At 54.7% G+C, this 23,517-nt stretch carries 20 protein-coding genes; 8 read left to right on the top strand and 12 right to left on the bottom strand.

The window, feature by feature from the left end; genetic code table 11:
• Positions 1 to 25: 25 nt before the first annotated feature.
• Positions 26 to 1,135 (top strand): vWA domain-containing protein, encoded by a 1,110-nt coding sequence (locus tag Poly41_RS19625; protein WP_146528431.1) that lies wholly within the window; start codon positions 26 to 28, stop codon positions 1,133 to 1,135.
• 22 nt (positions 1,136 to 1,157) lie between these two features.
• Complete coding sequence (locus Poly41_RS19620) at positions 1,158 to 1,589, top strand: TadE/TadG family type IV pilus assembly protein (RefSeq protein ID WP_146528430.1); 432 nt, start codon at positions 1,158 to 1,160, stop codon at positions 1,587 to 1,589.
• An 18-nt stretch (positions 1,590 to 1,607) separates the two neighbouring features.
• Here the strand turns inward: Poly41_RS19620 and Poly41_RS19615 are convergent, their stop codons facing one another.
• The 7 genes from Poly41_RS19615 to Poly41_RS19585 form a co-directional block, all read right to left on the bottom strand.
• Positions 1,608 to 3,143, bottom strand: coding sequence for an FMN-binding glutamate synthase family protein (locus Poly41_RS19615; protein WP_146528429.1), 1,536 nt, complete (start codon positions 3,141 to 3,143; stop codon positions 1,608 to 1,610).
• A 160-nt stretch (positions 3,144 to 3,303) separates the two neighbouring features.
• Positions 3,304 to 5,022 carry a phospholipid carrier-dependent glycosyltransferase gene (locus tag Poly41_RS19610; protein ID WP_146528428.1) on the bottom strand — a complete coding sequence of 573 codons (1,719 nt, stop codon included), beginning with the start codon at positions 5,020 to 5,022 and terminating at the stop codon, positions 3,304 to 3,306.
• 83 nt (positions 5,023 to 5,105) lie between these two features.
• The gene (locus Poly41_RS19605; RefSeq protein WP_146528427.1) at positions 5,106 to 6,299 is read right to left on the bottom strand and encodes an LptF/LptG family permease; all 1,194 of its coding nucleotides are present in this window, start codon (positions 6,297 to 6,299) and stop codon (positions 5,106 to 5,108) included.
• A 31-nt stretch (positions 6,300 to 6,330) separates the two neighbouring features.
• Entirely contained in the window at positions 6,331 to 7,377 is a 1,047-nt protein-coding gene (locus Poly41_RS19600; RefSeq protein WP_146528426.1) for a glycosyltransferase family 2 protein, read from the bottom strand.
• Between the two features lie 306 nt (positions 7,378 to 7,683).
• Positions 7,684 to 8,841, bottom strand: a complete 1,158-nt coding sequence (locus Poly41_RS19595; protein ID WP_146528425.1) for a M56 family metallopeptidase — start codon at positions 8,839 to 8,841, stop codon at positions 7,684 to 7,686.
• The gene (locus tag Poly41_RS19590; protein ID WP_146528424.1) at positions 8,841 to 9,227 is read right to left on the bottom strand and encodes a BlaI/MecI/CopY family transcriptional regulator; all 387 of its coding nucleotides are present in this window, start codon (positions 9,225 to 9,227) and stop codon (positions 8,841 to 8,843) included. The genes Poly41_RS19595 and Poly41_RS19590 overlap by 1 nt, the downstream gene beginning before the upstream one ends.
• A gap of 14 nt (positions 9,228 to 9,241) precedes the next feature.
• Complete coding sequence (locus Poly41_RS19585) at positions 9,242 to 10,168, bottom strand: DUF1559 domain-containing protein (RefSeq protein WP_146528423.1); 927 nt, start codon at positions 10,166 to 10,168, stop codon at positions 9,242 to 9,244.
• A gap of 401 nt (positions 10,169 to 10,569) precedes the next feature.
• Between Poly41_RS19585 and Poly41_RS19580 the strand changes: the two genes are divergently transcribed.
• Positions 10,570 to 11,574: a sensor domain-containing diguanylate cyclase gene (locus Poly41_RS19580; RefSeq protein WP_146528422.1), complete on the top strand. Its 1,005-nt coding sequence runs from the start codon at positions 10,570 to 10,572 to the stop codon at positions 11,572 to 11,574.
• Between the two features lie 66 nt (positions 11,575 to 11,640).
• Here Poly41_RS19580 and Poly41_RS19575 read toward each other — a convergent pair whose 3' ends face one another.
• Both Poly41_RS19575 and Poly41_RS19570 read right to left on the bottom strand, forming a co-directional pair.
• A complete protein-coding gene (locus Poly41_RS19575) occupies positions 11,641 to 12,657 on the bottom strand; it encodes a dipeptide epimerase (protein WP_146528421.1) in 1,017 nt (338 codons plus the stop codon).
• On the bottom strand, positions 12,654 to 13,703 hold the full coding sequence (locus Poly41_RS19570; protein WP_146528420.1) for a DUF1611 domain-containing protein: 1,050 nt from the start codon (positions 13,701 to 13,703) through the stop codon (positions 12,654 to 12,656). The genes Poly41_RS19575 and Poly41_RS19570 overlap by 4 nt, the downstream gene beginning before the upstream one ends.
• Positions 13,704 to 14,115: 412 nt before the next feature.
• Here Poly41_RS19570 and Poly41_RS19565 point away from each other — a divergent pair, with 412 nt between their 5' ends.
• The 4 genes from Poly41_RS19565 (at position 14,116) to Poly41_RS19550 (ending at position 20,242) form a co-directional block, all read left to right on the top strand.
• The gene (locus tag Poly41_RS19565) at positions 14,116 to 15,600 is read left to right on the top strand and encodes a sulfatase family protein (protein WP_231615787.1); all 1,485 of its coding nucleotides are present in this window, start codon (positions 14,116 to 14,118) and stop codon (positions 15,598 to 15,600) included.
• Between the two features lie 78 nt (positions 15,601 to 15,678).
• Positions 15,679 to 17,004: a Trx7/PDZ domain-containing (seleno)protein gene (locus Poly41_RS19560; protein ID WP_146528418.1), complete on the top strand. Its 1,326-nt coding sequence runs from the start codon at positions 15,679 to 15,681 to the stop codon at positions 17,002 to 17,004.
• 106 nt (positions 17,005 to 17,110) lie between these two features.
• On the top strand, positions 17,111 to 19,372 hold the full coding sequence (locus tag Poly41_RS19555) for a serine/threonine protein kinase (RefSeq protein WP_146528417.1): 2,262 nt from the start codon (positions 17,111 to 17,113) through the stop codon (positions 19,370 to 19,372).
• Positions 19,373 to 19,375: 3 nt separating this feature from the next.
• Complete coding sequence (locus Poly41_RS19550) at positions 19,376 to 20,242, top strand: 3-keto-disaccharide hydrolase (RefSeq protein ID WP_146528416.1); 867 nt, start codon at positions 19,376 to 19,378, stop codon at positions 20,240 to 20,242.
• 75 nt (positions 20,243 to 20,317) lie between these two features.
• Here Poly41_RS19550 and thiS read toward each other — a convergent pair whose 3' ends face one another.
• Positions 20,318 to 20,521 (bottom strand): sulfur carrier protein ThiS, encoded by a 204-nt coding sequence (gene thiS, locus Poly41_RS19545; RefSeq protein WP_146528415.1) that lies wholly within the window; start codon positions 20,519 to 20,521, stop codon positions 20,318 to 20,320.
• Between the two features lie 24 nt (positions 20,522 to 20,545).
• Entirely contained in the window at positions 20,546 to 21,541 is a 996-nt protein-coding gene (locus Poly41_RS19540) for a sugar phosphate isomerase/epimerase family protein (RefSeq protein ID WP_146528414.1), read from the bottom strand.
• Between the two features lie 508 nt (positions 21,542 to 22,049).
• Between Poly41_RS19540 and Poly41_RS19535 the strand changes: the two genes are divergently transcribed.
• The gene (locus tag Poly41_RS19535; protein WP_146528587.1) at positions 22,050 to 22,763 is read left to right on the top strand and encodes a PAS and helix-turn-helix domain-containing protein; all 714 of its coding nucleotides are present in this window, start codon (positions 22,050 to 22,052) and stop codon (positions 22,761 to 22,763) included.
• Between the two features lie 56 nt (positions 22,764 to 22,819).
• Here Poly41_RS19535 and Poly41_RS19530 read toward each other — a convergent pair whose 3' ends face one another.
• Positions 22,820 to 23,368: a hypothetical protein gene (locus Poly41_RS19530; protein WP_146528413.1), complete on the bottom strand. Its 549-nt coding sequence runs from the start codon at positions 23,366 to 23,368 to the stop codon at positions 22,820 to 22,822.
• Positions 23,369 to 23,517 lie beyond the last annotated feature (149 nt).

Here is a 23,517-nt window from a genome sequence, read left to right as displayed (position 1 = left end):
TTGAAACAGTTTCGGAGCCCTTCCTATGATGAACCCATCAAGATCAAAGCGAGTCGGAGCAACGATGGTTACCGTTGCGGTGATGCTGCCGGTGCTGCTGCTACTCGCAAGCATCGCGATCAATCTTGCCTACATCCAAGTGATTCATGCCAAGGTACAGATCGTGACCGATGCGGCCGCACGCGCGGCAGGACGCGTCTATGTCGAAAGCGGAAGCAAACAGGATGCCTTGGCTGCAGCGCAACACATTTCGTCACAAAATCCCATCCATAATGTGGTGGTCCCGATCTCTGCGGCCGACCTTGAATTTGGACTGAGTCAGCGCAAAACGAAAGACCAGGCCTACACGTTTGAGGTCGCCGAGGCGGGTAATTCGGTCCGTTTGACGACTGACTCCTTTGCGGCGGGTGCAGGGAGCTCACTGCATGCACTCCTTCCCGGTTTGACCGGGAGCTTTGAAATCCGACCTCGATGCACCGCGACAAACACGCAAACAACGCTGGACGTGGCTGTGATCGTCGATCGGAGTGGTTCGATGGCATTCGCGGCGGATGAGCCCACTGGAGGAACCCCCATCGCAGCTCCCGAAGGATGGAATTATGGTGATCCTGTTCCGCCAAATAGCCGCTGGCTCGACCTTGTTGCCTCCGTGAACGGCTTTTGCGATGAGTTGTCGCAAACAGCCAAAGTTGAGAAAGTGGGATTGGTCAGCTATGCAAACGAGGCGACTCGTGAAATCGACCTTACCGACGACTACTCCCTGATCAATGCATGCAACGCTCAAATCTCGTACGAGTTTAACGGCGGAAGGACGAATGTGGGTGATGGCATCCTGCAAGGGATCGCCGGTGTGACGCACCCTACGCTGGCACGACCTTGGGCCAACAATGCGTTGGTCTTGATGAGCGATGGTAACCACAATATAGGAACCGATCCCTTGTTGGCTGCATCGGAAGCCGCGAACCAACAAATCCCCATCTACACGGTCAGTTTCAGCGAAGAAGCCGATCAGGTGTTGATGCAACAAATTGCTGATATGACGGGCGGCACCCACTATCACGCCGTGGATGGAGCACAACTGAATGAAGCCTTCCGCAATATCGCACGACGCCTTCCCAGCATGCTGACGCAATAGGAATATAGGAATAACAGTAGACATGGCATTCAGGAAAAGAACCAGGCGAACCGGCGCCGCAGCGGTTGAGTTTGCAATTGCGATAAGCATCTTGCTTGTCATCGTGTTTGCATCGATTGAATTCTTTCGACTCAACATGCTTCGCCACTCCGTTGAGCATGCTTCCTACTTGGCAGCGCGAACCGGGATGATCGTTGGCGCAAAAAGCCAAGATGTTGCTGCGGTTGCCGAACAACACTTGCAACGGATGCAGGTCGCCAAAGCATCGGTCTCGGTCAACCCCAAGACGCTTTCCGATGAGACTCAGGTCATTGAAGTCACGATCGACGTCCCCGTTGAGGGCAATTCATGGGTCTCACCCATCTACTACGAAGGTGTCATCTCTGGGCGAACACGCATGCTGGCCGAGCGTGCAGCGGCGGATATGGCCGCCGCGATTCCCGCCACACCGTAATTCGATGCACCAGATCGCTCAGCGGTTCTCTCGCAGCTTCATTTCGGCTTCGATGGCGTCCCGATCGCTGGTCCCTGGCAACGCATTGTCCTTGTACCCGAACAACTCCGAAATGCTGCTCGACCCGTAGCGGCCATTCAATATTTCCACATGTTCGCCCGTGATCAGACCGGGATGAATCACGCCGCAGGTCCGACTCAGCATCATAATTTCCTTACGCAGCGTCACGATATAGTTTGCCAGCCTGGCTGCCTTGTCGGTGGGGTCCAAGCCCCGCATCAACCAACGGTTCTGGGTTGCGACCCCCGTCGGGCAATGTCCTGTGTGACATCGTTGCGCTTGGATGCACCCGATTGCCATCATCGGCTCCCGGGCGACCGCAATCATGTCACAACCGAGTGCAAACGCGAACATTGCAGCATCGGGGAGGCCAAGCTTCGCAGCGCCGACAAAGACGATGTTCTCTTGCACACCCGCTTCGGCAAGCATCCGGTACACGCGAGCAAATCCAACTTTGAACGGCAAGGCGACATGGTCTGAGAAGGCCAACGGCGCAGCGCCCGACCCACCCTCACCGCCATCAATGCTGATGAAATCGACCGCTCGACTTGTCGACGCCATCAATCGAGCCAATTCAGCCCAAAATCCTGTTTGGCCCACGGCCGATTTGATGCCAACCGGAAGCCCTGTCTCCTCCGCGATCCTCTCCACGAAGTCCAGCAGCGAGTCGGGGCCGTCAAAGGCAGAATGCGTCGCAGGGCTGAGACAGTCAACACCGACGGGAACGCCTCGGATTTGACTGACCTCTTTCGTTACCTTGGCCGCTGGCACAATGCCCCCAACACCTGCCTTGGCACCCTGGCTTAGTTTGATTTCGATTGCACGCACCGGACATCGGGCAACGGTCTCTTTGAGTTTTCCAAGATCGAACTTGCCCGCAGCGTCACGACAACCAAAATAGCCCGTACCAATTTGCCAGATCAAATCCGCGCCATGGAGGTGGTGGCGAGAAATCCCACCTTCACCCGAATTGTGCAGGCAGCCCGCGATCAGACAACCACGATTGATGGCTTCCACCGCGGGACCACTCAGCGAACCAAAGCTCATGGCTGAAAGGTTAACGACCGATGCGGGACGAAAAGCCTTAGCCCGCCTTCGGTAACCGCCAAGAATCTTGGCGCAGGGAATCTCGTACTTGGGATCATATCCCAGCTCTCCCACATGAGGGAGATGGAGCGGAAACGCATCGTGCTTGAGAATCAAGTAATTGTCGGTGGTCTCCATTTCATTGTCAGATCCGAATCCAAAGTATCGATTCTGCTGCTTCGCCGATGCATAGACCCATCGTCGTTGATCGCGAGAAAAGGGGCGTTCTTCGTCGTTCCCGGTGACAATGTACTGCCGAAGCTCGGGGCCGATCATTTCGAGCAGGTAACGAAAATGGCCAATGATCGGGAAGTTGCGAAGAATCGCATGTTTTCGTTGGACAAGGTCATAGACAACAATGACCACCAATAACGAACCAATCGCGATCAAGGTCCACCAAAACCACATTTTCCGCTCTCCTGCGAAGGGGTTGAAGGATGTCCATCCTACTCCCACAAGCAAGGCGAGTCAGCTTGCTATCGACCTCGATTCGCTAGATATATTGTCGCAGGTGCAAGACTTGAGGGGGTCGTTCTCGATCGCGATCCTCCGTTACCGACCAGCGAGGCTACAAGTCGCGGGTCGGATGCTGACGAGATGCGACGTACAAGTGTTTGTCCAGACGGGTCTGCACGAGTTGATGTGTCGTTGCGACCGCTTGCCGAGTCGATTCGATCTCTTCATCATCGGTCACCAACAAAACCTCAGGATAATGCGACAAGAATGCCACAAACGCCTCGCGTTGTTCTCGGCAAAAGTAGAACACGTTGCTCGTCGGCATCACGAGTTCCAACGCATGCGGGTTTTCACCAAAGTACACAATCGTCGCTCCCGGATGCTGCTCTGCGGCGATCGCAACTTTCGTGTGGATGGACCGGTAAGCAGCAATCGTCGGCATCAAGCGCTCCCCAGCGAAGCTCAAAAGCGTGATCCCAACGAGCGATAAAAATGCCCAGCCGGGCATCTCGAACGCAATTTGGTGATTCCAGTTTGCTACGGTGATCATCGCCAGCGTGACACTGACCATCATCGCCATGGCAACCGTGAACTGCAGCGATCCAGTGAGCCAAACGTCCACTGCCGCGATGGTCATGCTCATCACGAACATGACCATCGATGCACGTTGTGGAAAGGGCTTCAAGTAAGATGTGATCCGACTTGGAAGATCAGGCTTGAAAACCGTATGGTCCAACATCGCACCCATCATCAAGGCAACGAGCGGAATCGCAGGGAGGATATAGGTTGGCAGCTTGCAACTGGCAATCGAAAAGAAAGCAAGAACCCAAACCGAACCACAAAACAAGAAGCCAAGATCCTTCGACCGGGCGTTACGTTTCCTTTCGGATCGGCTGGCGAGAAAGACGGCCAGCGACGGCAGCAATAACGAGGTTGGAAACATCGCAACAAAGAGGATCGGCAAATAGAACCAAAACGGCTGTCGATGGTTCGAACCTTCTGTAAACCGCTTGAAATTGTGTTCCAAGAAGAAATAGTCACCGAATTCAGGGTTGAATTTCCATATCGCGATGTACCAGGGAACGCAGACAAGGGTCATGGGTAAGACGAAGGCGATCCAGTGCAAACGACGTGTGCGAGTCTGATCTTTTCGCAACCAACCATTGACCGCTAATGGTGGAGCGCACAACACCAGCGCCACAGGCCCTTTGGTTAACACGCCTAGCGCGCAGGCAACCCCTGAAATCATCCACCAAACCCAGCGGTGTTTTTGCTCTCGAACAGCGATGTATCCCGTCAACAAGCTGATGGTCGTAAACAACGTCAACATCGAATCGAGGATCAAAAAGCGTCCCGCCAGTAGAAAGCCCCCGCAAAGTAATAGCGACACGGCACCCAAGAACGCAGCTCGGCTGCCGACGAACCGACGCCCCAAGACGAACAGCATCATGATCGTCGCCAAGGCGGATAGCACCGACGGGAGGCGTGCGGCGCTTTCGTTGTGCCCCAGCACATTGAAACTGATGGCTGTCATCCAATACATCATCGGAGGCTTGTCGAGATAGGCCCGGCCGTCGAGCATTGGAGTGACCCAGTCTCTCGACTCAATCATCTCGAGTGCAATTTGTGCGTAACGTGTCTCATCCGGATCAATCAACGGATAGGACAGGTTTGGCAACAAAACGACCATGGATGCAATCAGCAAACAGCCCAGTGCAAGCACGTTCTGACGTGTTGTCCAGATTTGCGAACCGGGGAGTTGCCCATGATCCGAAACTGGAAACGCGCTAGCATTCCACCAGTTTCGCAATCGATTCTTCAATTGTCTCATCGTTTCCTTTCATGGTCGCGGCATCCGCCTGTTCGCCCTTCCTGTCCTCATCAGCCATCGCCCGCGGTACGCTGATTTTGCGACTACATCGGCCTGTAAATGATCCGGCGCATCATCAGCAAACTCATCAAAACAAAGACAAGGTTTGCAATCCAAACACCCTGAGCCGCCAAGCGCCCATCCTTCGCCATATCCAACGTCAAGGCAAAGATCGGGTAGTACACCAGTAGCGTTGGCAGGAAAACGATTCCAAACGTCGTCATTGTATCGGTCGTCTTCATACGAATCGCTAACGGGACGCCAACCATCGCAAGCGCCAAACACGTAAACCCGCTGGCCCATCGCCGGTGCATCTCGGTACCGAGCCGGTGCACGCGTCGGCGACTCTGCCGAAGTGCCTCTTCACGATCGAGCGCCGCTTGCTCAATCAGTTCGTTTGGTTGAGCGTTGATTAAACTGAATCCCGTGTGTGCCACGATCTCGCCCACACGCCGAGAAACATCTTCCGTCTGAGCGATCGAAGCCGCTGGCAATTCTCGCATCGGCATGTGCGACGGATGCGCCGTCAGCAGATCCATTCCGAGTGACCGGCCCAATGGGATTTTTTGTACAAGCGTATCGGGGAAAACAAATGACGCCTTATCGGAAAAGGTTGCTTGACCCTCGGTGATTTGTAGCGTCAGTGACTGATCCTCGTCGGTGTACCGCATCTTGGCGACTCGCGCATTGATCGAAACCAATTCGCCGTTCGGTTTGTGAATACTGATGACAGGCTCAATCAAATCCTCCCCCTCAACATCACGAACGCTCATCGACAAATCACCGTGTTGGAATCGATGGTCTCGCTCGAGAACTCCATAGGCAATTCTCTCCACGGAGGACATCACCACATGCTCAACGCCCCAATATCCCCAAGTGAATGCCAAGTTGATCAGTCCCACGGTTCCAAGACTGAGTAGCGTTGTGAGTGCAATCGCCGGCGTCATCGCCGGCAGCGGGCTGATGCCGACCGATTGCAATGCAACAAACTCACGGTCAGCCGACATCCGTCCATAGACCGTGCAAACACTCAGCAAAGCCGTACCTGGAACGGATAGTGACAAGGCGTTGGGGAGCGCATAGGGAAGCAAACGCATCACGCCCACAAGGCCTAGTCCCTGGCTTAGCGCTTCGCGTGCAACGCCGATCATCATGACCATCGCGGTCAAGACAAAAAGGGCGACCATGAAGACGACCAAAACATCCTTGGCGATCTTTCGTTGGATGGTCGTTGTCATAACGCTCCTCGATCGCAAACGCCATTCCGCCTCACTGGCGCACTCCTGCGTTCGGGACCTGTGCAATCGTGGCTTTCAGAGATCCAGAAGGTTTGACGAAGGGTTCCCGTGACGTGACCGTTTCTCGTTGACTGCCAAGCTTGCGCTGAGTTGGATGCGAATGACTAAGGTTCATCAATACAAACAGCGACGCTAGCAACAGCAAGCCGACCGGCACCCACTTCACAGCTCGACCAAAGAGCCAGTTGCCCGCGTCAGCCTGTATTTCCCTTGGACTAGCTTCCGAACCGATCATCACAAGACCGCTGCCACGACGGGGGTTGTCGGCAGGAAACAGAACCGTGCTCCACCAGAACCTCGCCAAGCTTGCCAGTACTTTAGGGATGTGGTGAACCGACACCGTACTGGTGCCATCGATCCGTGGTCTGTGAGATACCCCCACTTCTACGACACGGTAACCTTGCTGCTTCGCAGAAGTCAGGATCTCGGAATTCACCAAAAAGCCGTTGCCTGAGATCGTCAGTTTCTTCACCACATTCCGGTGAAACATTTTCAGTGCACAATCGACATCTCGAACATCGGTTCGCAGCAGAATGCGAACGAGCAAATTGTAGACCTGTGAATAGAAGCATCGCAGTGCCGAGTCCTTGCGGTCGATACGGTAACCGCAGACGATGTCGTAGCGTTTTGACAACAGGACAAAGCGGTCGAGTTCCGTTAGGTCGAATTGGCAATCCGCATCAGTGAACACGACCAAATTTTTCTGGGCCGCCGCGAATCCGCTGCGGATTGCAGCGCCATATCCCTGGTTCGGATTGTGCCTGACCAATCGCACGGCTGGATTGCGGATCGCTGCTTGGGCAACCAAACTCGCTGTTTGATCGGTGCTGCCGTCATCAACGACAATGATTTCGTAGTCCACACTGAGTGGCCGGAGCGCTGCATCGGCCTCCGCAATCGCACGTTCGATCACCTCGCTCTCGTTCCACGCGGGCAAGATCAGCGAGATGGTCGCTTGCGAAGACGGAACACCACCATTTGAGGTGGCTGAGTTTGTTGAGTTTTCGGAACAGTGCATCCTTGCAATCCCAAGCTACTGAGCGGTTAGTATTTGCGGAGATTAGGCTTCCTTGCTCCAGCGCCACAAGGCCAACTGCTAAGAAATTAGTAGAAAATGGATAATGTCCCTTATTTTGGGGGCCGTGCAGGTCTGGAGTGCTCGAAATCTAAGCGATTACGCACGTCACCCTCCCGTCTGGTGCGGCCAGATGGGAAGCCTTCCTGAGTGGCTGGTTGGAGTGACGTTGCTAAGTTCCCACTAAAAAAACAACGATAAACCTGCACGACCTCTTCGACAGCGAAGGAGAAACACAGCCCTAACCCGCTACGGACTGCCCTGCGATTCGTTCTCAAACAGTTCGTGCATCTGTACCCGATTATCAAAGGGCTCAAAGTCCCGGACGTGAATGCTAAAACCGCTGTGGAGTACCTGAGCCGTCCAGGTTGGCCATGGCGACCAATTGCTGCGACTTGAAGCCAGTGCATTCGTGGGAACCCAAATCTGCTGGGCCCCCCATGCGACGAAAAACAAGGACAATAGTGCAATCGCGTTGCGTCGCCGGCCCGATACCACTTTATGTTTCGCAATCTTGACCAATCGATTACTGCGATGAACGAGTGCACTCTTTTGGTTACCAAATGCCAAAGTGCCTTGCGGTACCTTGGTACAGGAAAAACTGCCACAACGCTCTGCGATCGTTGCCAACGTTCTGAGATAGGCGCTGAATTTTCCTGCAGCCGTCGCAGCCACCTCATCACACAAGAACTCGCGAGCCAATTCCGCTCGGCGCGCGGCCATCCAAACGGCCGGGTGAAACCAGAACACAACACAGCAAACGCCTTGTAAGAAATGCTGCATCGGGTGCTGAGTGCGCAAATGCTCTAATTCGTGAAACAGTACATGACGAAGCGCTTGCGGATCATCACGCAGCAAAAATTCCGGCAGAACAATCGTCGGTCGATGCAACTGCCAACAGAAGGGTCCCTGGATTTCCGCCGACGTCAGAATTTGCAGAGTCCGAGTTCGAGACTCTTGCTCGAGACACAGCGCCAAGGCATTGGCTTCTCCTCGTTGTGTTTCCGTTGCGGTGATTGCGTGCCAAACCGGTAAATCGTCCACGCGTTTGCAACGGTCCTTCAAGAAACGAAACAGCTGAATGCACAGCGATGCGCGGCGTGCCAATGACACAACGACTCCGATGCCCCACATCGCGAGTAGGGCAACGGCCAAACGACCTTGCCAAATCAGCATCGCGATTCGCGATTCATCGGAGACCCATTGAGGAAAAGGAAACAACCTGCGGTGCGGAAGCAAACATGCCGCAGCTAGGATCACCAGTATTGAAACGAAACAAACGGTCCACAACCGACACCCCACCCGCGCGTCGCCAATCCACCGCGTTAATACGAATGTCGCACCGATAATGATCGAAACCTGAACGCAAAGCGTGCAGCCAACCTCGAAGAGAAATCGAGCGTCCACTAGGAATCTCCCAGCTTCTCAGCAGCTTCCTTCACCGCTTCAATGTCTTCGGCTGAGACGGCATCCGATTGCATCAGACTAAGGACCAAAGATCGAGCAGACCCGCCAAACAACTGGTCCGTCAGAGATTTGAGCATTCCCACACGCACTTGTTCACGCGAGACATTTGCAGAGTAGGTGTAGGCTCGTCCAATCTTCTTGCCACGGCAAACAATCTCCTTTTCCTCCAGAATCTTCATCGTCGTCATCACGGTCGTGTAGGCCAAGTTCCGATCAATTGCATTGACGACATCATTGACGGTGACAAACTCGTTTTCCCAAACAACGTCCATTACCTCGGCTTCGCACCTAGTTAAATCAACACTTCCTTTGGACGATCGCGACATACTCGTTTTTCCCATCATGGGCCCTGCGGATGAATGCGTAACTGTGACCACCGGTGGTACTCTTGCAAATCAACACGCTCGGTCACGAAGGTCACATGACCGTCGCCCCAAAGAAAGTTCGCTCCACCACCGTGACGACTCGAAAAATCGCACTCGTCGGCCATCGGATTGTTAATCCCCTCAAGTGCGGATCCGACCAATCTCGCCGCAGCATCTTCGCCTGACAAACGGACACCGAACCATGTTGAGGGAACTTGAGCCATCGTTCGCTCGCCGACGACGAGGGTACTTGCTGTTCCGCGGCTAAAATCGCGAAACCGCATCGCACGGTTCTCCACAAACGCGCCATCACCGATCGGCGCAGGAATTTCATCATCCGGTTCAATCGTCCCAAACACACCCACAAAATTTGCAGTTGGCAATCGGACCAAAGGGGTCAAATCGCGGGAGCTACCGGAACCGACCGACGTCGCCTCGCCGTCTTCCTTTCCCTCCTCGCCCTCTTCAAACAAGGTGAACGTCAATTCGGTGATGTCGGATGGGCACAACATGATTGGTAGCGATGTTTGCCTCGCCAATGCATGGGAGGGGGCATCAACAGGCTTGCAAACGTCAATGCACTCTGCCAAACGCGTTTGTTCCATGAAAGGCAGCAATGGCACCGCCCAACCATAAGCGGATTGATTCTGTCGATCGAACTGCCATCCCGGCGGCAGGTTGCGATGAACATCGTGGTGATGGTGAAGGGCAATCCCAATTTGTCGCAAATGACTGACGCACTGCACGCGTCTGGCGGACTCTCGAGCCAAACCAACCGCCGGCAACAAAAGCCCCAAGACAATACCAATCGCCACAAGGGTCACCAACAACTCCAACACAGTGAACGCGAAGCGGATCGACCAACCTTGCTTGCGAAAACCTTTACGTTGAGTGCGTTCCATCCCATCCTCCTTGAGCGAGTAGCGCCCGATGGTACGGATCTTCCATTTTCTTAGCAATGCCAAGCACCTTCGGTGGCTGTTTGGGGGCACGAGAACAACCCGAATGCATGAACGCCTTTGCTAGCAATCGAGCTGCTCGATCAGGGGCCCTCCCTTCCGCGGGACGGCACACGCATAAACCGATCATCCGGTACAAACGTCATTCCTTAAACCACAGATGACTTCATCCAAGCGAATGTGCGTTGATTTCAAAGGCAGCCCAACGGAGGGACGTAGGGTTAGACGTCCCGCCCGACGAACAAGTGCCGTCGAGAGCCCGATGCAATTTTGCATCGATCGATGCTGGCCACGTGACCACAGCTTTCGGCACCATTAGAGAACCTGAAACCAACGAACAAGCCATGCTCGCTAGTTTTGAACCCTTTTCCGAATTCCGTGTTACCGCCCAACACATTCTCGAGTACCTACATGAACAACTTGGGTTCTCGCTCTGGATGGTGACCCGAACCGAGGGCGATGATTGGATCGTTCTTCAAGCAGAAGACCATGGCTACGGTGTCAAAGAGGGGGATGTGTTTCTCTGGACCGATTCCTTCTGCTCGCAGATGGTTCAAGGCAAAGGACCTTGCGTGGCACCGGACGCGAAACAGGTCCCAGCGTACGCGACCGCCCCGATTGGTCAGCAAGTTCCTATCGCCGCCTACATCGGTTTACCGTTAACGAAACCGGATGGCACGCTTTTTGGGACACTGTGCGCGATTGATCCGCAAGTGCAACCCGACACGATCAAATCACAGCTCCCTCAGCTTACGCTGCTTTCGAGGCTGCTGGGCACCGTTCTGGCATCTGAACTGAAAGCAGAAGCGGAAACGCGTCGTGCCGAACGCGCCGAGGCGGAGGCAGAAACCGACGCCTTAACCCACCTCTACAACCGCCGCGGATGGGACCGTTTGCTCGATGCCGAGGAAGCTCGTTGCCATCGATACGGGCACGTCGCATCGGTGCTGCTCGTCGACTTAGACAACTTCAAAACCATCAACGACGAACAAGGACATGACGTCGGGGACTTGATGCTTCAAAATGCCGCAGCCGCATTGAGTGAGGGAACACGCGACTGCGATGTCGTGGCACGATTGGGCGGTGACGAATTCGCAGTCTTGGCGGTCCATTGCGACCAATCCATGGCGGTTGAATTAAAAGAGCGAATTCAGGACAACCTATCCAAAGTCAACCTGCATGCATCGATTGGGATGGCGGTAAGGAATCCGGCCCAATCGCTGGAACATGCTTCGATTCAGGCGGATAAGCACATGTACGCGTGCAAGCGCGCGAAGCAAACAGAACCAATAGCCCGATCAAGCAAAGCGACCATGTCGAGCAACCGACGGAACGCCCAATTCGCTTGAACATTCCATCGGCTTTCTTCACAACGTGTGAAAACGTTGCCTCGGAACGAACAGGCGTGCCAGGGCCTATGCTAGCTCGCAACCGTTTCCCAAACGCTCCCCTAGCTCCACGACGCCATGGGTAACGGTTACGCCCCGAGCAGGATCCTTGGCCAACAGCGCGGCGCCGTCCAAGTCGGCATAGTCAACCAACGGCAACAACTGTGCCGCCGCTGAGATACCGATCGAGCTTTCGACCATGCATCCAACCATCGTCTTCATCCCTCGATGACGAGCTTCACGGAGCATTCGCAAACCAGGTGTCAAACCACCACACTTGCAAAGTTTGATGTTCACCCCGTGAAAGCGACCAAAACAAGCAGCGACGTCGGATTCGACTTGACAACTTTCATCGGCGATAATGGGTAAGGCTGACTCATGGAAAACGCGAAGTTGTTCCTCCTCGGGTGCAGATGGATGCAATGGCTGCTCAATCAACTCTACGCCCAGCTCTTTTAGCAGAGGAGCATTTTCAATCGTTTGCGCTGCCGTCCATCCGCCGTTGGCATCAACGCGAAACGTCGCCGTGGTTTGCTGCCGAAGCCGCCGAACGATCTCCACGTCTCCAGGATGACCGAGCTTGATCTTATAGATTTTCCAATCAGGCCTCGACCGGAGTTTTGCCGTCATCTTTTCTACCGTGTCGATGCCGATCGTGTAACTCGACTCAGGAACGTTCTCCCACTTCAAACCGAGTGTCTCGTAGGTACGTTTCTTGGTCAGCTTGCCAAAGAGATCGCATGCCGCGAGGTCGATCGCTGCGAGAGCAAACCGATCCTTCCCGCAGCGAGCCTCGATCTGCTGCCAAAGCTGGGCGGGGGTTCCAAACTCATAGGCCTCAACCTCGGAGCGACAACGCTCGATGGTCGCGATCATCGATTCCACGGAGTGACCGTAAAACGCATTCTCCGTAACTTCACCAAAGCCCAAGACACCGTGGTGTTCCAGTTGAACAACCAGAGATTGTTGAGTCGTTCGCGACTCGCGTGAAATCGAAAACTCGAACTCCAACGGCAAGTCAAAGCGGTAGAGTTTGATTTTCATGACTTCAGCTCTCGCTTCAATGCGACGACGGCATCAGCAAGTGCCGACGCCCCATCACGATAAACATCACAAGCAGGCAAACCAAACTCCTTGCCAACGCGATCTCGCTCTTCCGTTGCTTCCTCCGCGGATGCATTTCGACTATTGATCGCGATTCCGATGATGCGGCACGGATGCCGAAGTGAAGCGGTTCTTTCGTATGCATCCATCATTTGACCTATCGGCAGCAGCGGGATGTTGTCCAGCCCCTTGACGAACTTGCGACCCATTTCGTAACAGAAGACGAGTCCATCAGGAGCACAACCATGCAACAGACCAACCGTGACCGCGGAAAAACTGGGGTGGGAAATGCTACCTTGGCCCTCGATTAGTAGGATCTCATGATCTTGACTTTCCGTGACCAAGCGTTCGGCAGCTCCGTTAACAAAATCGGCAACCATGCAATCGATCGGCAAACCTTTTCCAGAAACCATGATCCCCGTCTGGCCCGTCGCCAGAAAACTCGCATCCTCTCCACGACGGCACAGCTCTCGTTGGATTTCCAAGGTTGCAACCATCTTTCCAACGCTGCAATCTTGACCCACCGAATGCACTCTCAGGCAATCGGGTGCAATGTCGCCTCCCGTCGCTGTTTGACGAAATGGATTCTTCCGCACATCAAGGATCTTAGCGGAGTGCGTTTTGGCAAGCAGAGTCAAGGCTGGATCATTTGACAAGAAATCATGCAACCCTGAAACCACATCGATTCCAACCGACAACGCCTGTTCCACGAATGGACGAAAGTGCTCGGGCAACATGCCACCCGGCGGCGCAATCCCAATGAACAACGCGTCCGCATCAACGTCACGTAGCGTGGCAACCACCGGTATCTTCCCACCCACTCCAAACAACACTTCCGCGGTCGTTCCCGCTTGTTCCGTATCCAACACCGCGGCAATGTCGTCGGGGCGATAGCGCAACATGCTGATCGCGGTCTTGGCAAGAAACGGTGTCGCCAATCGATCAACCAACAACACGACACGACGATACTTCAACAGTTCATTCATCCGCACACCTTTGAGACGCAAAAGTATCTGCTTTGTCGCGGCATCTTAGCGTAAAGCCCACCATCGCAGCAACTTCATGGTGTATTTTGAGATTCCACTTTCGGCATGAAGGTCCCTGCAGCGTGGTGGTGAAGACTAACAAAGAGGAAATCGCCCTAATCGCATCGACGGATTCCGTACTCCGCTCGATGGCAAAACGCGACAAGCCCCATCGCCGATTCGGAAAACTGGTACAATTAAGCCATCCAAACCTACGGCAACTCCCGCACTTTCAGCACAAGTTCAACACACGATGCAGCCTCCGTTTCAAGAATCTCCCCGAAACGAAAACGTTTACAGCACACGACCATCCCGCCCGACGAGAGTTCGGGATGGCAGCCGCATAGCGAGGCGGCTGCGATCTCGATTCTCGGTGTTGGTTTTGTTTGCGATCGTGCCGTTTGTTGATCCGCATGGTATTGCAGAGGAGACGCGTGCAGAGAACGACGAGGGCATGCCAAACATCGTGTTGATGATGACAGATGATCAAGGCTATCAGGATCTCGGTTGTTTCGGATCCGAAAAGATTCGCACTCCAGCCTTCGACCAAATGGCGAGGGAAGGAACTCGATTTACCGATTTCTACGTGGCGCAAGCTGTCTGTACCGCTTCGCGTGCTGCACTGATGAGCGGTTGTTACCCGAATCGCATCGGTCTGCAAGGTGCACTCAACCACACCAGCCGCAATGGCATCCATCCCGATGAACTGTTGATGCCCGAAATTTGCAAATCCAAGGGCTATGCAACGGCCCTGTATGGAAAATGGCACCTTGGCACGGTCAAAGAGTATCTGCCACACGCTCATGGATTCGATGAATTCTTCGGCATTCCCTACTCCAATGACAACACCAAGTACCATCCGGTGCTTGCGGACTCCATGCCTCCGTTACCATTGTATGACGGCACCGAGATCATCGAGACCGATCCCGATCAATCTCAGTTTACGCGCCGGTGTACGCAGAGAGCCGTGAAGTTCATCGAACAAAATAGGGATCGGCCCTTCTTCCTGTACATGCCACACATCATGCCGCATGTGCCCATTTTTGCATCGGAGCAATTCAGGGGTACGTCGGCCGCAGGGCTCTATGGTGATGTAATCGAAGAATTGGATTGGTCGGTCGGACAAGTCTTGCAAGCCCTCAAAGACCAGGGCGTCGAGGATCGCACCCTGGTCATTTTCTTTTCCGACAACGGGCCTTTTCTCTCCTATGGAGATCACGCCGGCTCGGCAGATCCGTTACGTGAGGGAAAACTAACGGTGTTTGACGGTGGCGTACGCAGCCCCTGCATCATGCGTTGGCCGGGCCAGATTCCTGCGGGGCGTGACTGCTCCGAGCCGGTGATGTCGATCGATCTGTTGCCGACGATCTGTGACCTTCTGGATGCACCACTGCCAGAAAAGACGATTGACGGACGAAACATTCTTCCGATCTTGCGGGCGGAGCAAGACGCGAAGTCCCCACACCAAGCTCTCTTTTTCTACGCAGGCCAGCAACTTCAAGCCGTTCGATCCGGCGACTGGAAACTGCATTTCCCCCATCCGTATCTGACCACGGCCGCCGAACCGGGCGTCAACGGGAAACCGTCCAATTGGGGAAAGCTGAAAGCGAAATCCATTACCCAATCCGGCATCGATGGGATCGCGAGCCGCCACGGTTATCGGGTGGAGAACCTCGAGACGGTCACGCTCTTCAACCTGCGGTCCGACCCGGGGGAAACCGTCAACGTGGCGGCGGATCACCCCCAGCAGGTTGAGCGGTTGAGTGCACTTGCACACCCCATTCGCAAGGCCCTCGGGGACTCACTAACCGGAGTTGTCGGCGAGGAAGTTCGGCCCTGCGCCGTACTCGCGGATTGAGGCTCCCCGAGCTTCGTTCCGCGTCGCATCCAGCCAACTTGAATTGCCCCCTTCGCCCCTCAGCAAAAGCAGAAAACCATGTGGAACGTTTTTCGGACCGTCACCGTCTTGTTGTCACTCGTGCTCTCCGCGTCTGCACAAACTCGAGAAGAAAAAGTCCGCGCGGATCGGGAACGGGTCGAAGCCGAGGGCCGTTGGCTGTACAACGACCTCGATGAAGCGTACCGACAAGCTCGCAGCTCGGGGAAGCCCATTCTCGTCGTCTTACGCTGCATCCCATGCGAAGAGTGCGTGAAGTTGGACGATGAACTGGTGGACACCCATCCTGGAATCAAGCCACTGCTGGATCAATTCGTCTGCCTGCGGATCGTTGGCACCAATGGTCTTGACCTAAACGTTTTCCAGTATGACACCGATCAATCTTTTGCGGTCTTTATGCTGAATGCTGACAAGACAATCTATGGGCGTTTTGGCACACGATCGCATCGCACCGAATGGCTACAGGACGTGTCGCTCGATGGGATGGCGAAGGCCTTAGAAGGGGCGATCACGTTACACTCGCGATATCCCGCCAACAAAGACGCATTGGCCGGAAAACAAGGCAAGCCGCTTGAATTCGCGTCCCCCGAGCGTTACCCGAGTCTTACGGATCAGTATTCCAGCACGCTTGACTACGAGGGTGATGTCGTCAAGAGTTGCATTCACTGTCACCAGATTGGAGACGCGAGACGTGAGTATTATTGGAGCCGCGGCAAGTCGATCCCCGAGCGGATTCTGTTTCCCTACCCGCACCCAAAATCAATCGGTATCCTCTTCGATCCGGACCAATGCGCAACGGTAAAAGAAATCGCAGCCCACTCGCCCGCGGAGAATTCAGGGCTGCGAGCGGGCGATGAGATCCGCAGCATCAATGCTCAACCACTTTTATCCACGGCCGACGTACAGTGGATACTCGACAACGTCGCTCCCAGCGGAGGCTCGTTGTCATTGGAACTCAGTCGCGATGGCCATCTCCTCACAACCACTCTCGATTTGAAGGCTGGATGGCGGCGTGCCGACGACATTTCATGGCGAGTTTCCTCGTGGGGACTCGCCCGAATCGCCCTTGGAGGCATGCGGCTTTCGACACTCGACGATCTGGAACGAAAACGTCTTGCGATCGGGCAGGGCAAGATGGCACTGCGTGTACGTAGCGTCGGCAAATATGGCGCCCACGCCACCGCAATGCGAGCCGGCGTGAAGGCGGAAGACATCCTGGTTAAATTCGATGGGCGAGATGACTTTTCTCGCGAAGCGGACCTGTTTGCCCATGTCAACTCGACTCACCAGCCTGGTGACCGGATTGAGATCCAAGTGTTGCGTCAGGGAGAAAGACTCTCCTTTTCGCTGCCGATTCAGCCGTAAGGGACGCGCGACGGCGACGCGGATCTGCGGTTTTTTGGCGACTCGCACCCGAATCGCGATTATGCTGGAGGACTTGATCCGTCGCTTTCCCATCTTGCTGTTTGCCATGAATCCACTTGACCTATTTCGGCGCCCAGGAACCCGAGGTCCTCAACCTCAAGCGCACATGACCTGGGCATCGCGCAGCTTGTCGATGACCGTCAACCGAACGGGAGTGTTCTTAAGGAAACAAATTTGGGTTTGGCCGATCATCGCTGTGATCCTGCTTTCTACCATCGGCTACTTTGTTAGCAGCGCGATCGAATCGACCATCAAGGGAAATGTGCATGCCGGCTTGGAATCCTTTGTGCATATCGAAACGGAGATGCTCAAGAAGTGGTTTGCGGTTCAGGAATCAACCGCAGAGTCCTTGGCGAATGACGCTTCGGTTCGAGAGATTTCCTATGAACTGTTCGGTGAGGCGTTGGATGGCGAACCATCGCAAGGAACATCGCCCGCCCCCCATAAAGCTTTGGCACGTGAACTTGGCCCGGCCATGGCTGCGCATGACTATGTGGGCTTCCTGCTGGCGGACAAATCGAAGCGAATCGTCTCTTCTTCGCATTCGGCTTTGATCGGCGAGCAAGACATCCCCGAGTATGACCACTTTCTTGAGCGAGCGCTGAGTGGTGAAACGTTTGTCTCGCCACCGTTTTCCAGCGTCGTGATGATGAAGAACTCCAAGGGACGGTCGCGGATGGGCGTACCAACTATGTATGTGTGTGCACCCATTCGGGACGCCTCGTTTCAAGTCGTCATCGGTGTACTCGCGCTGCAAATTCGTCCCGAGGACGAGTTCACAAAGATCCTGCATCTGGGCCGAGTGGGCGCTTCCGGCGAAACCTATGCATTCAATACGGACGGCGTCATGGTTAGCAATGGTCGGTTCGATGAGGAATTGATTCTGCTCGGACTGTTGCCCGACCACGAGGATTCGCGATCGATGCTACAACTGATGGTACGTGACCCGGGGCAGGACATGACCCAGGGGTTCCGACCCGCCGTTCGACGCTCACAATTGCCATTGACAGAAATGGCTGCCGATGCCATCGCCGGCAACTCTGGGATCAACGTCGAGGGCTATCGCGACTACCGTGGAGTGCAGGTCATTGGCGCTTGGCATTGGATGCCGAATTACGAAATCGGGGTCGCGACCGAAGTCGATGCAGCTCAGTCCTTTCGCCCCTTGGTGATTCTGCAACGTACCTTTATGTTCATCTATTCGCTGTTGATCCTCAGCGCCATTGCCATCTTCGTCTTTACCGTGGTTGTGGCACGATTGCAGCGTCAAGCCAGAGACGCCGTGATTGAAGCTCAACAATTGGGACAATACACGTTGGAAGAAAAACTGGGCGAAGGCGGCATGGGCGTGGTCTACAAAGGCCATCATTCCATGCTGAGACGGCCGACTGCGATCAAGTTGTTGCATTCGGACAAGGTGAACGATTCGTCAATCGCCAGGTTTGAACATGAGGTCCAGATCACCTGTCAATTGAACCATGCTAACACGATCGCGATCTATGACTACGGGCGCACACCCGAGGGCGTTTTCTACTACGCGATGGAGTTTCTTGACGGAATCGATTTACAAGCATTGGTGGACGCTTATGGGCGTTTACCCGAATCGCGAGTCATCCATATTCTGTTGCAGGTTTGTGGTTCACTCTATGAAGCCCACTCCCAAGGACTCGTGCATCGCGATATCAAGCCTGCCAATGTGATGCTGAATCGACGCGGCTGCGAGCCTGATGTGGTGAAGGTGCTCGATTTCGGTTTGGTGAAAGCGGTCGACCAGGCTGCCGAGCAAGAGGGTGGTAACGAGGGATCGCTGACGGGAACACCGCTGTACATGTCGCCGGAATCCATTCAAGCACCGATGACGGTTGACGCCCGGAGCGATATTTATGCCGTGGGCGCTGTAGGCTATTTCTTGCTGACCGGTAAACCCGTCTTTCAAGCCCGTGGGCTAGTCGAATTGTGCCAAAAGCATGTCGATGAACTGCCACAACCGATTGGCGAACATCGTAACATTAACGTTTCCAGCCAGTTGGAAGATGCGATTATGAGTTGTCTCGAGAAATCACGTGCGAAACGCCCTCAGACAGCTCGAGATCTGGGACTGCTCCTCTCCAAGAGCCCTGCGGTCGGCCAGTGGACCATCGAAGACGGGGACCGTTGGTGGGGCCGACACGAGCGAGGGTCGCAGTCGTCGAAAACCGCGGATTCAACATCCCAACCACAAAAGGCGACCACATCGCCCCCGGGAATCGCTACACTCGACCAGACGATGGATCTCACCGCGAACGAACCCCCTCACCCAGAACCTTGATTCATGAAAAACACGACCAAACCGGTCCACTCTGTATGTTTGCTTGTTGTCCTGGCGGTTTGGCTCGTGAGCGACAGGCCGGGGCTTGCCTTTGCCGATGAGTCCTCATCAAATCCCGAGCATCATGAGCATCATGAGCAACAAGGTGCAGGCGAGACGGAGAGCTGGATCGATCTGTTCAACGGTGAGAACCTGGAGGGATGGACCGTCAAAATCGCCGGTCACACCCTAGGCGACAACTTTGCAAATACGTTCCGCGTGGAAGATGGCATCCTGAAATGCGAATACGATGACTACGGCCCGTTCGAAGGACGCTACGGGCACCTGTTTTCAGACCTTGCCTATGCCCATTACCGGTTGCGGCTTGAATATCGCTTTGTTGGCCGCATGCTTTCGGATGCTCCAGGATATGTCGATTTGAATAGCGGTGTCATGCTGCATTCGCAATCACCCCAAAGCATGGAACTTGATCAAGGATTTCCTGCGAGTTTGGAAATGCAATTCCTGGCCGATCTGGGCAAAGGCCAACGCCAGACCGGAAATGTGTGCACGCCTGGAACGCACTTGGTGATCAACGGAGACCTGATCAAGCAGCATATCGTTAAATCGTCAGGCCCCACGCTGCCAGCGGACCAATGGGTCGCCGTTGAAATGGAAGTCCGAGGTCATGACGAGATCATCTATCGTGTCGAGGGAAAAGAAGTGTTACGTTACCAAAACCCTCAATTGGATCCCGGCAGCAAAGAGGCGGAGCCCATTCTCGCCCGTGGAGCTGACCCCAAACTGTCTTTTGGTCACATTGCACTACAGGCCGAGGGACAGCGTGTTTGGTTTCGAAATATCCAACTGCTGCCACTAGCGGGAGAGTGAGTGGACCATCGCAGAAGAGGTCAGGTGCCCCGTCTTCTATGGCAAAGGCATGCACCGCGATGCGTCGGCGGCGACTCAGCCGCCGCCGACTAACGTTACCAATTCGATCTCATCGTTGTCACGGACCATCGTCGATGCGTACTGCTCACGCGGCACAACATTCGCGTTGATCTCAACAGCCAGGTAGTTCGGCGGCACGTCGACAGTGTCCAACATCTGCTGGACACTCATCGACGATTCAATTTGGACTTGTTGGCCGTTCACAGTGATCGAAATCATGGTTTCTTCTCAAAAAGGAAACGATTACTCGTCAAACGCTGCATCGAATGCAATGTTACTAGGCGAGAAGTCGAGTTTTTTCGTGAACTCGCAGGCTTCCTTGGCACCAAACGATCGTTCCATGCCGCTGTCTTCCCACTCGATCGACAACGGGCCTTGATAGTTGATGTCGTTGAGCGCTCGAATGATCTCTTCGAAATTCACGCCGCCACGACCAGGGCTTCGGAAATCCCAACCACGGCGAGGATCGCCAAAGTTCAAGTGGCTGCAATTGATTCCGGTACGGCCATCCAGAGTCACAATCGCATCTTTGATGTGAACGTGATAGATCCGGTCAGGGAACGCCCGAATGAACTGCACCGGATCGACACCCTGCCAAATCAAGTGACTCGGGTCAAAGTTGAAGCCAAACTCTTTGCGGTGATCGAGCGCTTCGAGTGCTCTTTGGGCCGTATAAATATCGAAGGCAATCTCGGTGGGGTGAACTTCAAGGGCAAAGTTCACACCGCACTCGCCAAACACGTCGAGGATGGGGTTAAAACGGTCGGCCAGTAATTGAAAACCGTCGTCCAACATGCTCTGAGGAACCGGTGGGAACGAATAAAGCAGATGCCAAATGCTGCTGCCGGTGAAGCCATTGACGACGCCAACGCCAAATTTCTGGGCTGCACGAGCCGTTTGTTTCAGTTCCTCGCAAGCCCGATCATTGACGCCGGAGGGATCGCCGTCGCCCCAGATGTAGTCAGGCAAAATCGACTTGTGACGTGCATCAATATTGTCCAAGACCGCTTGGCCGACCAAGTGGGCGCTGATGGCATGGCACTGCAAGCCAGCGTCGTCAAGAAACTTTCGCTTCTTGTCGCAGTAATCGTCTTCGGCCATAGCGCGATCGACTTCGAAGTGATCGCCCCAGCAGGCGAGTTCGATGCCGTCATAGCCAAATCCAGCAAGCATGGGTGCGAGTTCAGCGAGCGGAAGATCAGCCCATTGGCCAGTGAACATCGTGACAGGTCGAGCCATTGCAAGAGTCTCCGTGAAGGAAGTAGTGGAGGGGGAGGGACAGGGTATTTCAATGCCGCTTGCATCGGAGATGCCTCGCTGTGAGCGAAAACGCGTCAGACGCGAAGAACGCGAGCAAATTGGCAGCGACGATCAAACGCTAGCGTCCCTATTGTGCGCATTAGCAGTGCTGGACTGCAACAACCCATCAAAAAAGGCGAGGGGCCACCTGCCCCTCGGGGCCACCTCGCCATCTAGAATTCCAGGTCGGGCTGGATCTCCTACCCTGCCACATTCCAGCGGTTGTCGCTGGTGGCCAACCGTGCCTGCGATTGGTTTGTGCCTGATCATCGACTATTATCAGTAGGCATCGAATGCAAGCCTATAAGGCAATTCCCCTATTCCGAGAGCCGATTTGTAAGCTTTCCGCTACTCTTGTGCCAAGGAAACCGATTCCCCTCGGCCATGCCCGATGACTTCTTCCGACCGAGATTCCGACACAAGCTCCTCCGGCAGGTCCAACGATCCGATGCATCATCGATCGGCACCGGCGACATTCCGTTCTCGAATCGACCCTCCCGAACTTGATCCCGGATCGATCTGGAGAGCACTTTCGCGAACCCCCGGCGTGGGCGTCAGTATCACGGATGCGGAAGGCCGGCTGCTGTTCGTCAACGATACGTCGAAGGTACTTTTTAGCAAGTCGAGTGACATCGACTACGAAGGCAAACGAATCAGCGACTTCCATCCACCTGAATTTGTTGCCGAACGCCTTGAGCTGATCGCCCGCGTTTTGAGAGAGGGTAAGCCGTTATCCCTCTGCCACATCTACCATGGCCGGCGAATCGAATCGACGGTTTGGCCGATCCGTGATCGAACGCCACCGTTTAACCGCGTGATTGTGGTCACTCAAGCAAGAACAGCGGATCAATCGCATCACGGAAGCACCGAACCGCAGATTGAATCGGTGAAAACTCAGTACATTGGCCTCGGGCCGCTCCAGGTATTGACGCGGCGAGAACTGGAAGTCTTGGTGTTGCTTGGCCATGGTTTAAGTGTTCCAAGAGCCGCTGCGGTGCTGCACCGCAGCCCCAAGACGATCGAACGTCATAAAGATTCGATCAGCAAGAAGCTAAAACTGCATGGACAAGCCAACTTGGTGACCTTGACCACGTCGATTGGATTGGAACTCAGCGACGCGAAGCTAAAGCGTTTTTCATCCGACAAAGCGGATAAGAAATAGCGGTCCCCCTGAATTGATCGAAGCCAGCCATCCCCATTGCCGTAAGCATCCTTCCGTCAGGACTCGAAAGCCAAGCGGCGAGCCTGTGCCCTGAGTTCGGACTGGGCGTGCTCGGCCGCCCGCGTTTGCTCCGCAAGATCCGTCAGCGTGGCTTGCTTGTGAACGCGGAATTGTCGTTCATGGTGTTCTTGAAGTGCTGCTCGGGCATTGAGTTGAGCTTCGCGAGCATCGAGATCCTCGGCCCAACGCTGCAACTGCTGAACCAGGTCCTCGCCATGTCGGTGCAACCAACCCTGATGGGATGCCGCACTTGGCTGATCCGGTTGATAGGGCTGAGCCGTTTGAAAGGGTTGGGCCGTTTGACAGGGCTGCGACGGTTCACCAACAAACGAGGTGGGATTCGTGGCGTGAGCTTCGTCAACACGATGGAGCGCATTGGCCGAGGCGGAAAATCCGCCGCCGTCGGCCGTTTTTTCGTCGGGGCCGGACGTCCTCGCTTCGTTGAGCGGATTCCGCCGCGCAGCGTGACATGGATCCACCCGGTATTGGTGAAAAGGAGTCGGCTTGTCGATTCGGTGAGAACGGTACAAGGCCATATCATGCATTTCAAGAAGGTCGAATGCCTCCGTTTTGCCAATCCACGCGATAGCAATTCAGCGATGGCAACTCAATCGTGTACACCCTTGCTGTTTTTCGGATTCGGAGGTCAAGCGACTGCATCGATCTAGCCTGACTCGATAAAATGGAGGCGTCG

It is taken from the genome of Novipirellula artificiosorum, assembly GCF_007860135.1.
GTDB lineage: Bacteria > Planctomycetota > Planctomycetia > Pirellulales > Pirellulaceae > Novipirellula_A > Novipirellula_A artificiosorum.
The sequence above is the reverse complement of the archived record's forward strand: the minus strand, read 5'-3'. Positions and strand labels throughout refer to the sequence as shown.

Excerpts from the sequence above, each read along its gene's own strand:
- Poly41_RS19625 (WP_146528431.1), top strand. The coding sequence starts at position 26 with ATGATGAACCCATCAAGATCAAAGCGAGTCGGAGCAACGATGGTTACC.
- Poly41_RS19620 (WP_146528430.1), top strand. The coding sequence starts at position 1,158 with ATGGCATTCAGGAAAAGAACCAGGCGAACCGGCGCCGCAGCGGTTGAG.
- Poly41_RS19615 (WP_146528429.1), bottom strand. The coding sequence starts at position 3,143 with ATGTGGTTTTGGTGGACCTTGATCGCGATTGGTTCGTTATTGGTGGTC.
- Poly41_RS19610 (WP_146528428.1), bottom strand. The coding sequence starts at position 5,022 with ATGAGACAATTGAAGAATCGATTGCGAAACTGGTGGAATGCTAGCGCG.
- Poly41_RS19605 (WP_146528427.1), bottom strand. The coding sequence starts at position 6,299 with ATGACAACGACCATCCAACGAAAGATCGCCAAGGATGTTTTGGTCGTC.
- Poly41_RS19600 (WP_146528426.1), bottom strand. The coding sequence starts at position 7,377 with ATGCACTGTTCCGAAAACTCAACAAACTCAGCCACCTCAAATGGTGGT.
- Poly41_RS19590 (WP_146528424.1), bottom strand. The coding sequence starts at position 9,227 with ATGTCGCGATCGTCCAAAGGAAGTGTTGATTTAACTAGGTGCGAAGCC.
- Poly41_RS19585 (WP_146528423.1), bottom strand. The coding sequence starts at position 10,168 with ATGGAACGCACTCAACGTAAAGGTTTTCGCAAGCAAGGTTGGTCGATC.
- Poly41_RS19580 (WP_146528422.1), top strand. The coding sequence starts at position 10,570 with ATGCTCGCTAGTTTTGAACCCTTTTCCGAATTCCGTGTTACCGCCCAA.
- Poly41_RS19575 (WP_146528421.1), bottom strand. The coding sequence starts at position 12,657 with ATGAAAATCAAACTCTACCGCTTTGACTTGCCGTTGGAGTTCGAGTTT.
- Poly41_RS19570 (WP_146528420.1), bottom strand. The coding sequence starts at position 13,703 with ATGAATGAACTGTTGAAGTATCGTCGTGTCGTGTTGTTGGTTGATCGA.
- Poly41_RS19560 (WP_146528418.1), top strand. The coding sequence starts at position 15,679 with ATGTGGAACGTTTTTCGGACCGTCACCGTCTTGTTGTCACTCGTGCTC.
- Poly41_RS19555 (WP_146528417.1), top strand. The coding sequence starts at position 17,111 with ATGAATCCACTTGACCTATTTCGGCGCCCAGGAACCCGAGGTCCTCAA.
- Poly41_RS19550 (WP_146528416.1), top strand. The coding sequence starts at position 19,376 with ATGAAAAACACGACCAAACCGGTCCACTCTGTATGTTTGCTTGTTGTC.
- thiS (WP_146528415.1), bottom strand. The coding sequence starts at position 20,521 with ATGATTTCGATCACTGTGAACGGCCAACAAGTCCAAATTGAATCGTCG.
- Poly41_RS19540 (WP_146528414.1), bottom strand. The coding sequence starts at position 21,541 with ATGGCTCGACCTGTCACGATGTTCACTGGCCAATGGGCTGATCTTCCG.
- Poly41_RS19535 (WP_146528587.1), top strand. The coding sequence starts at position 22,050 with ATGCATCATCGATCGGCACCGGCGACATTCCGTTCTCGAATCGACCCT.
- Poly41_RS19530 (WP_146528413.1), bottom strand. The coding sequence starts at position 23,368 with ATGCATGATATGGCCTTGTACCGTTCTCACCGAATCGACAAGCCGACT.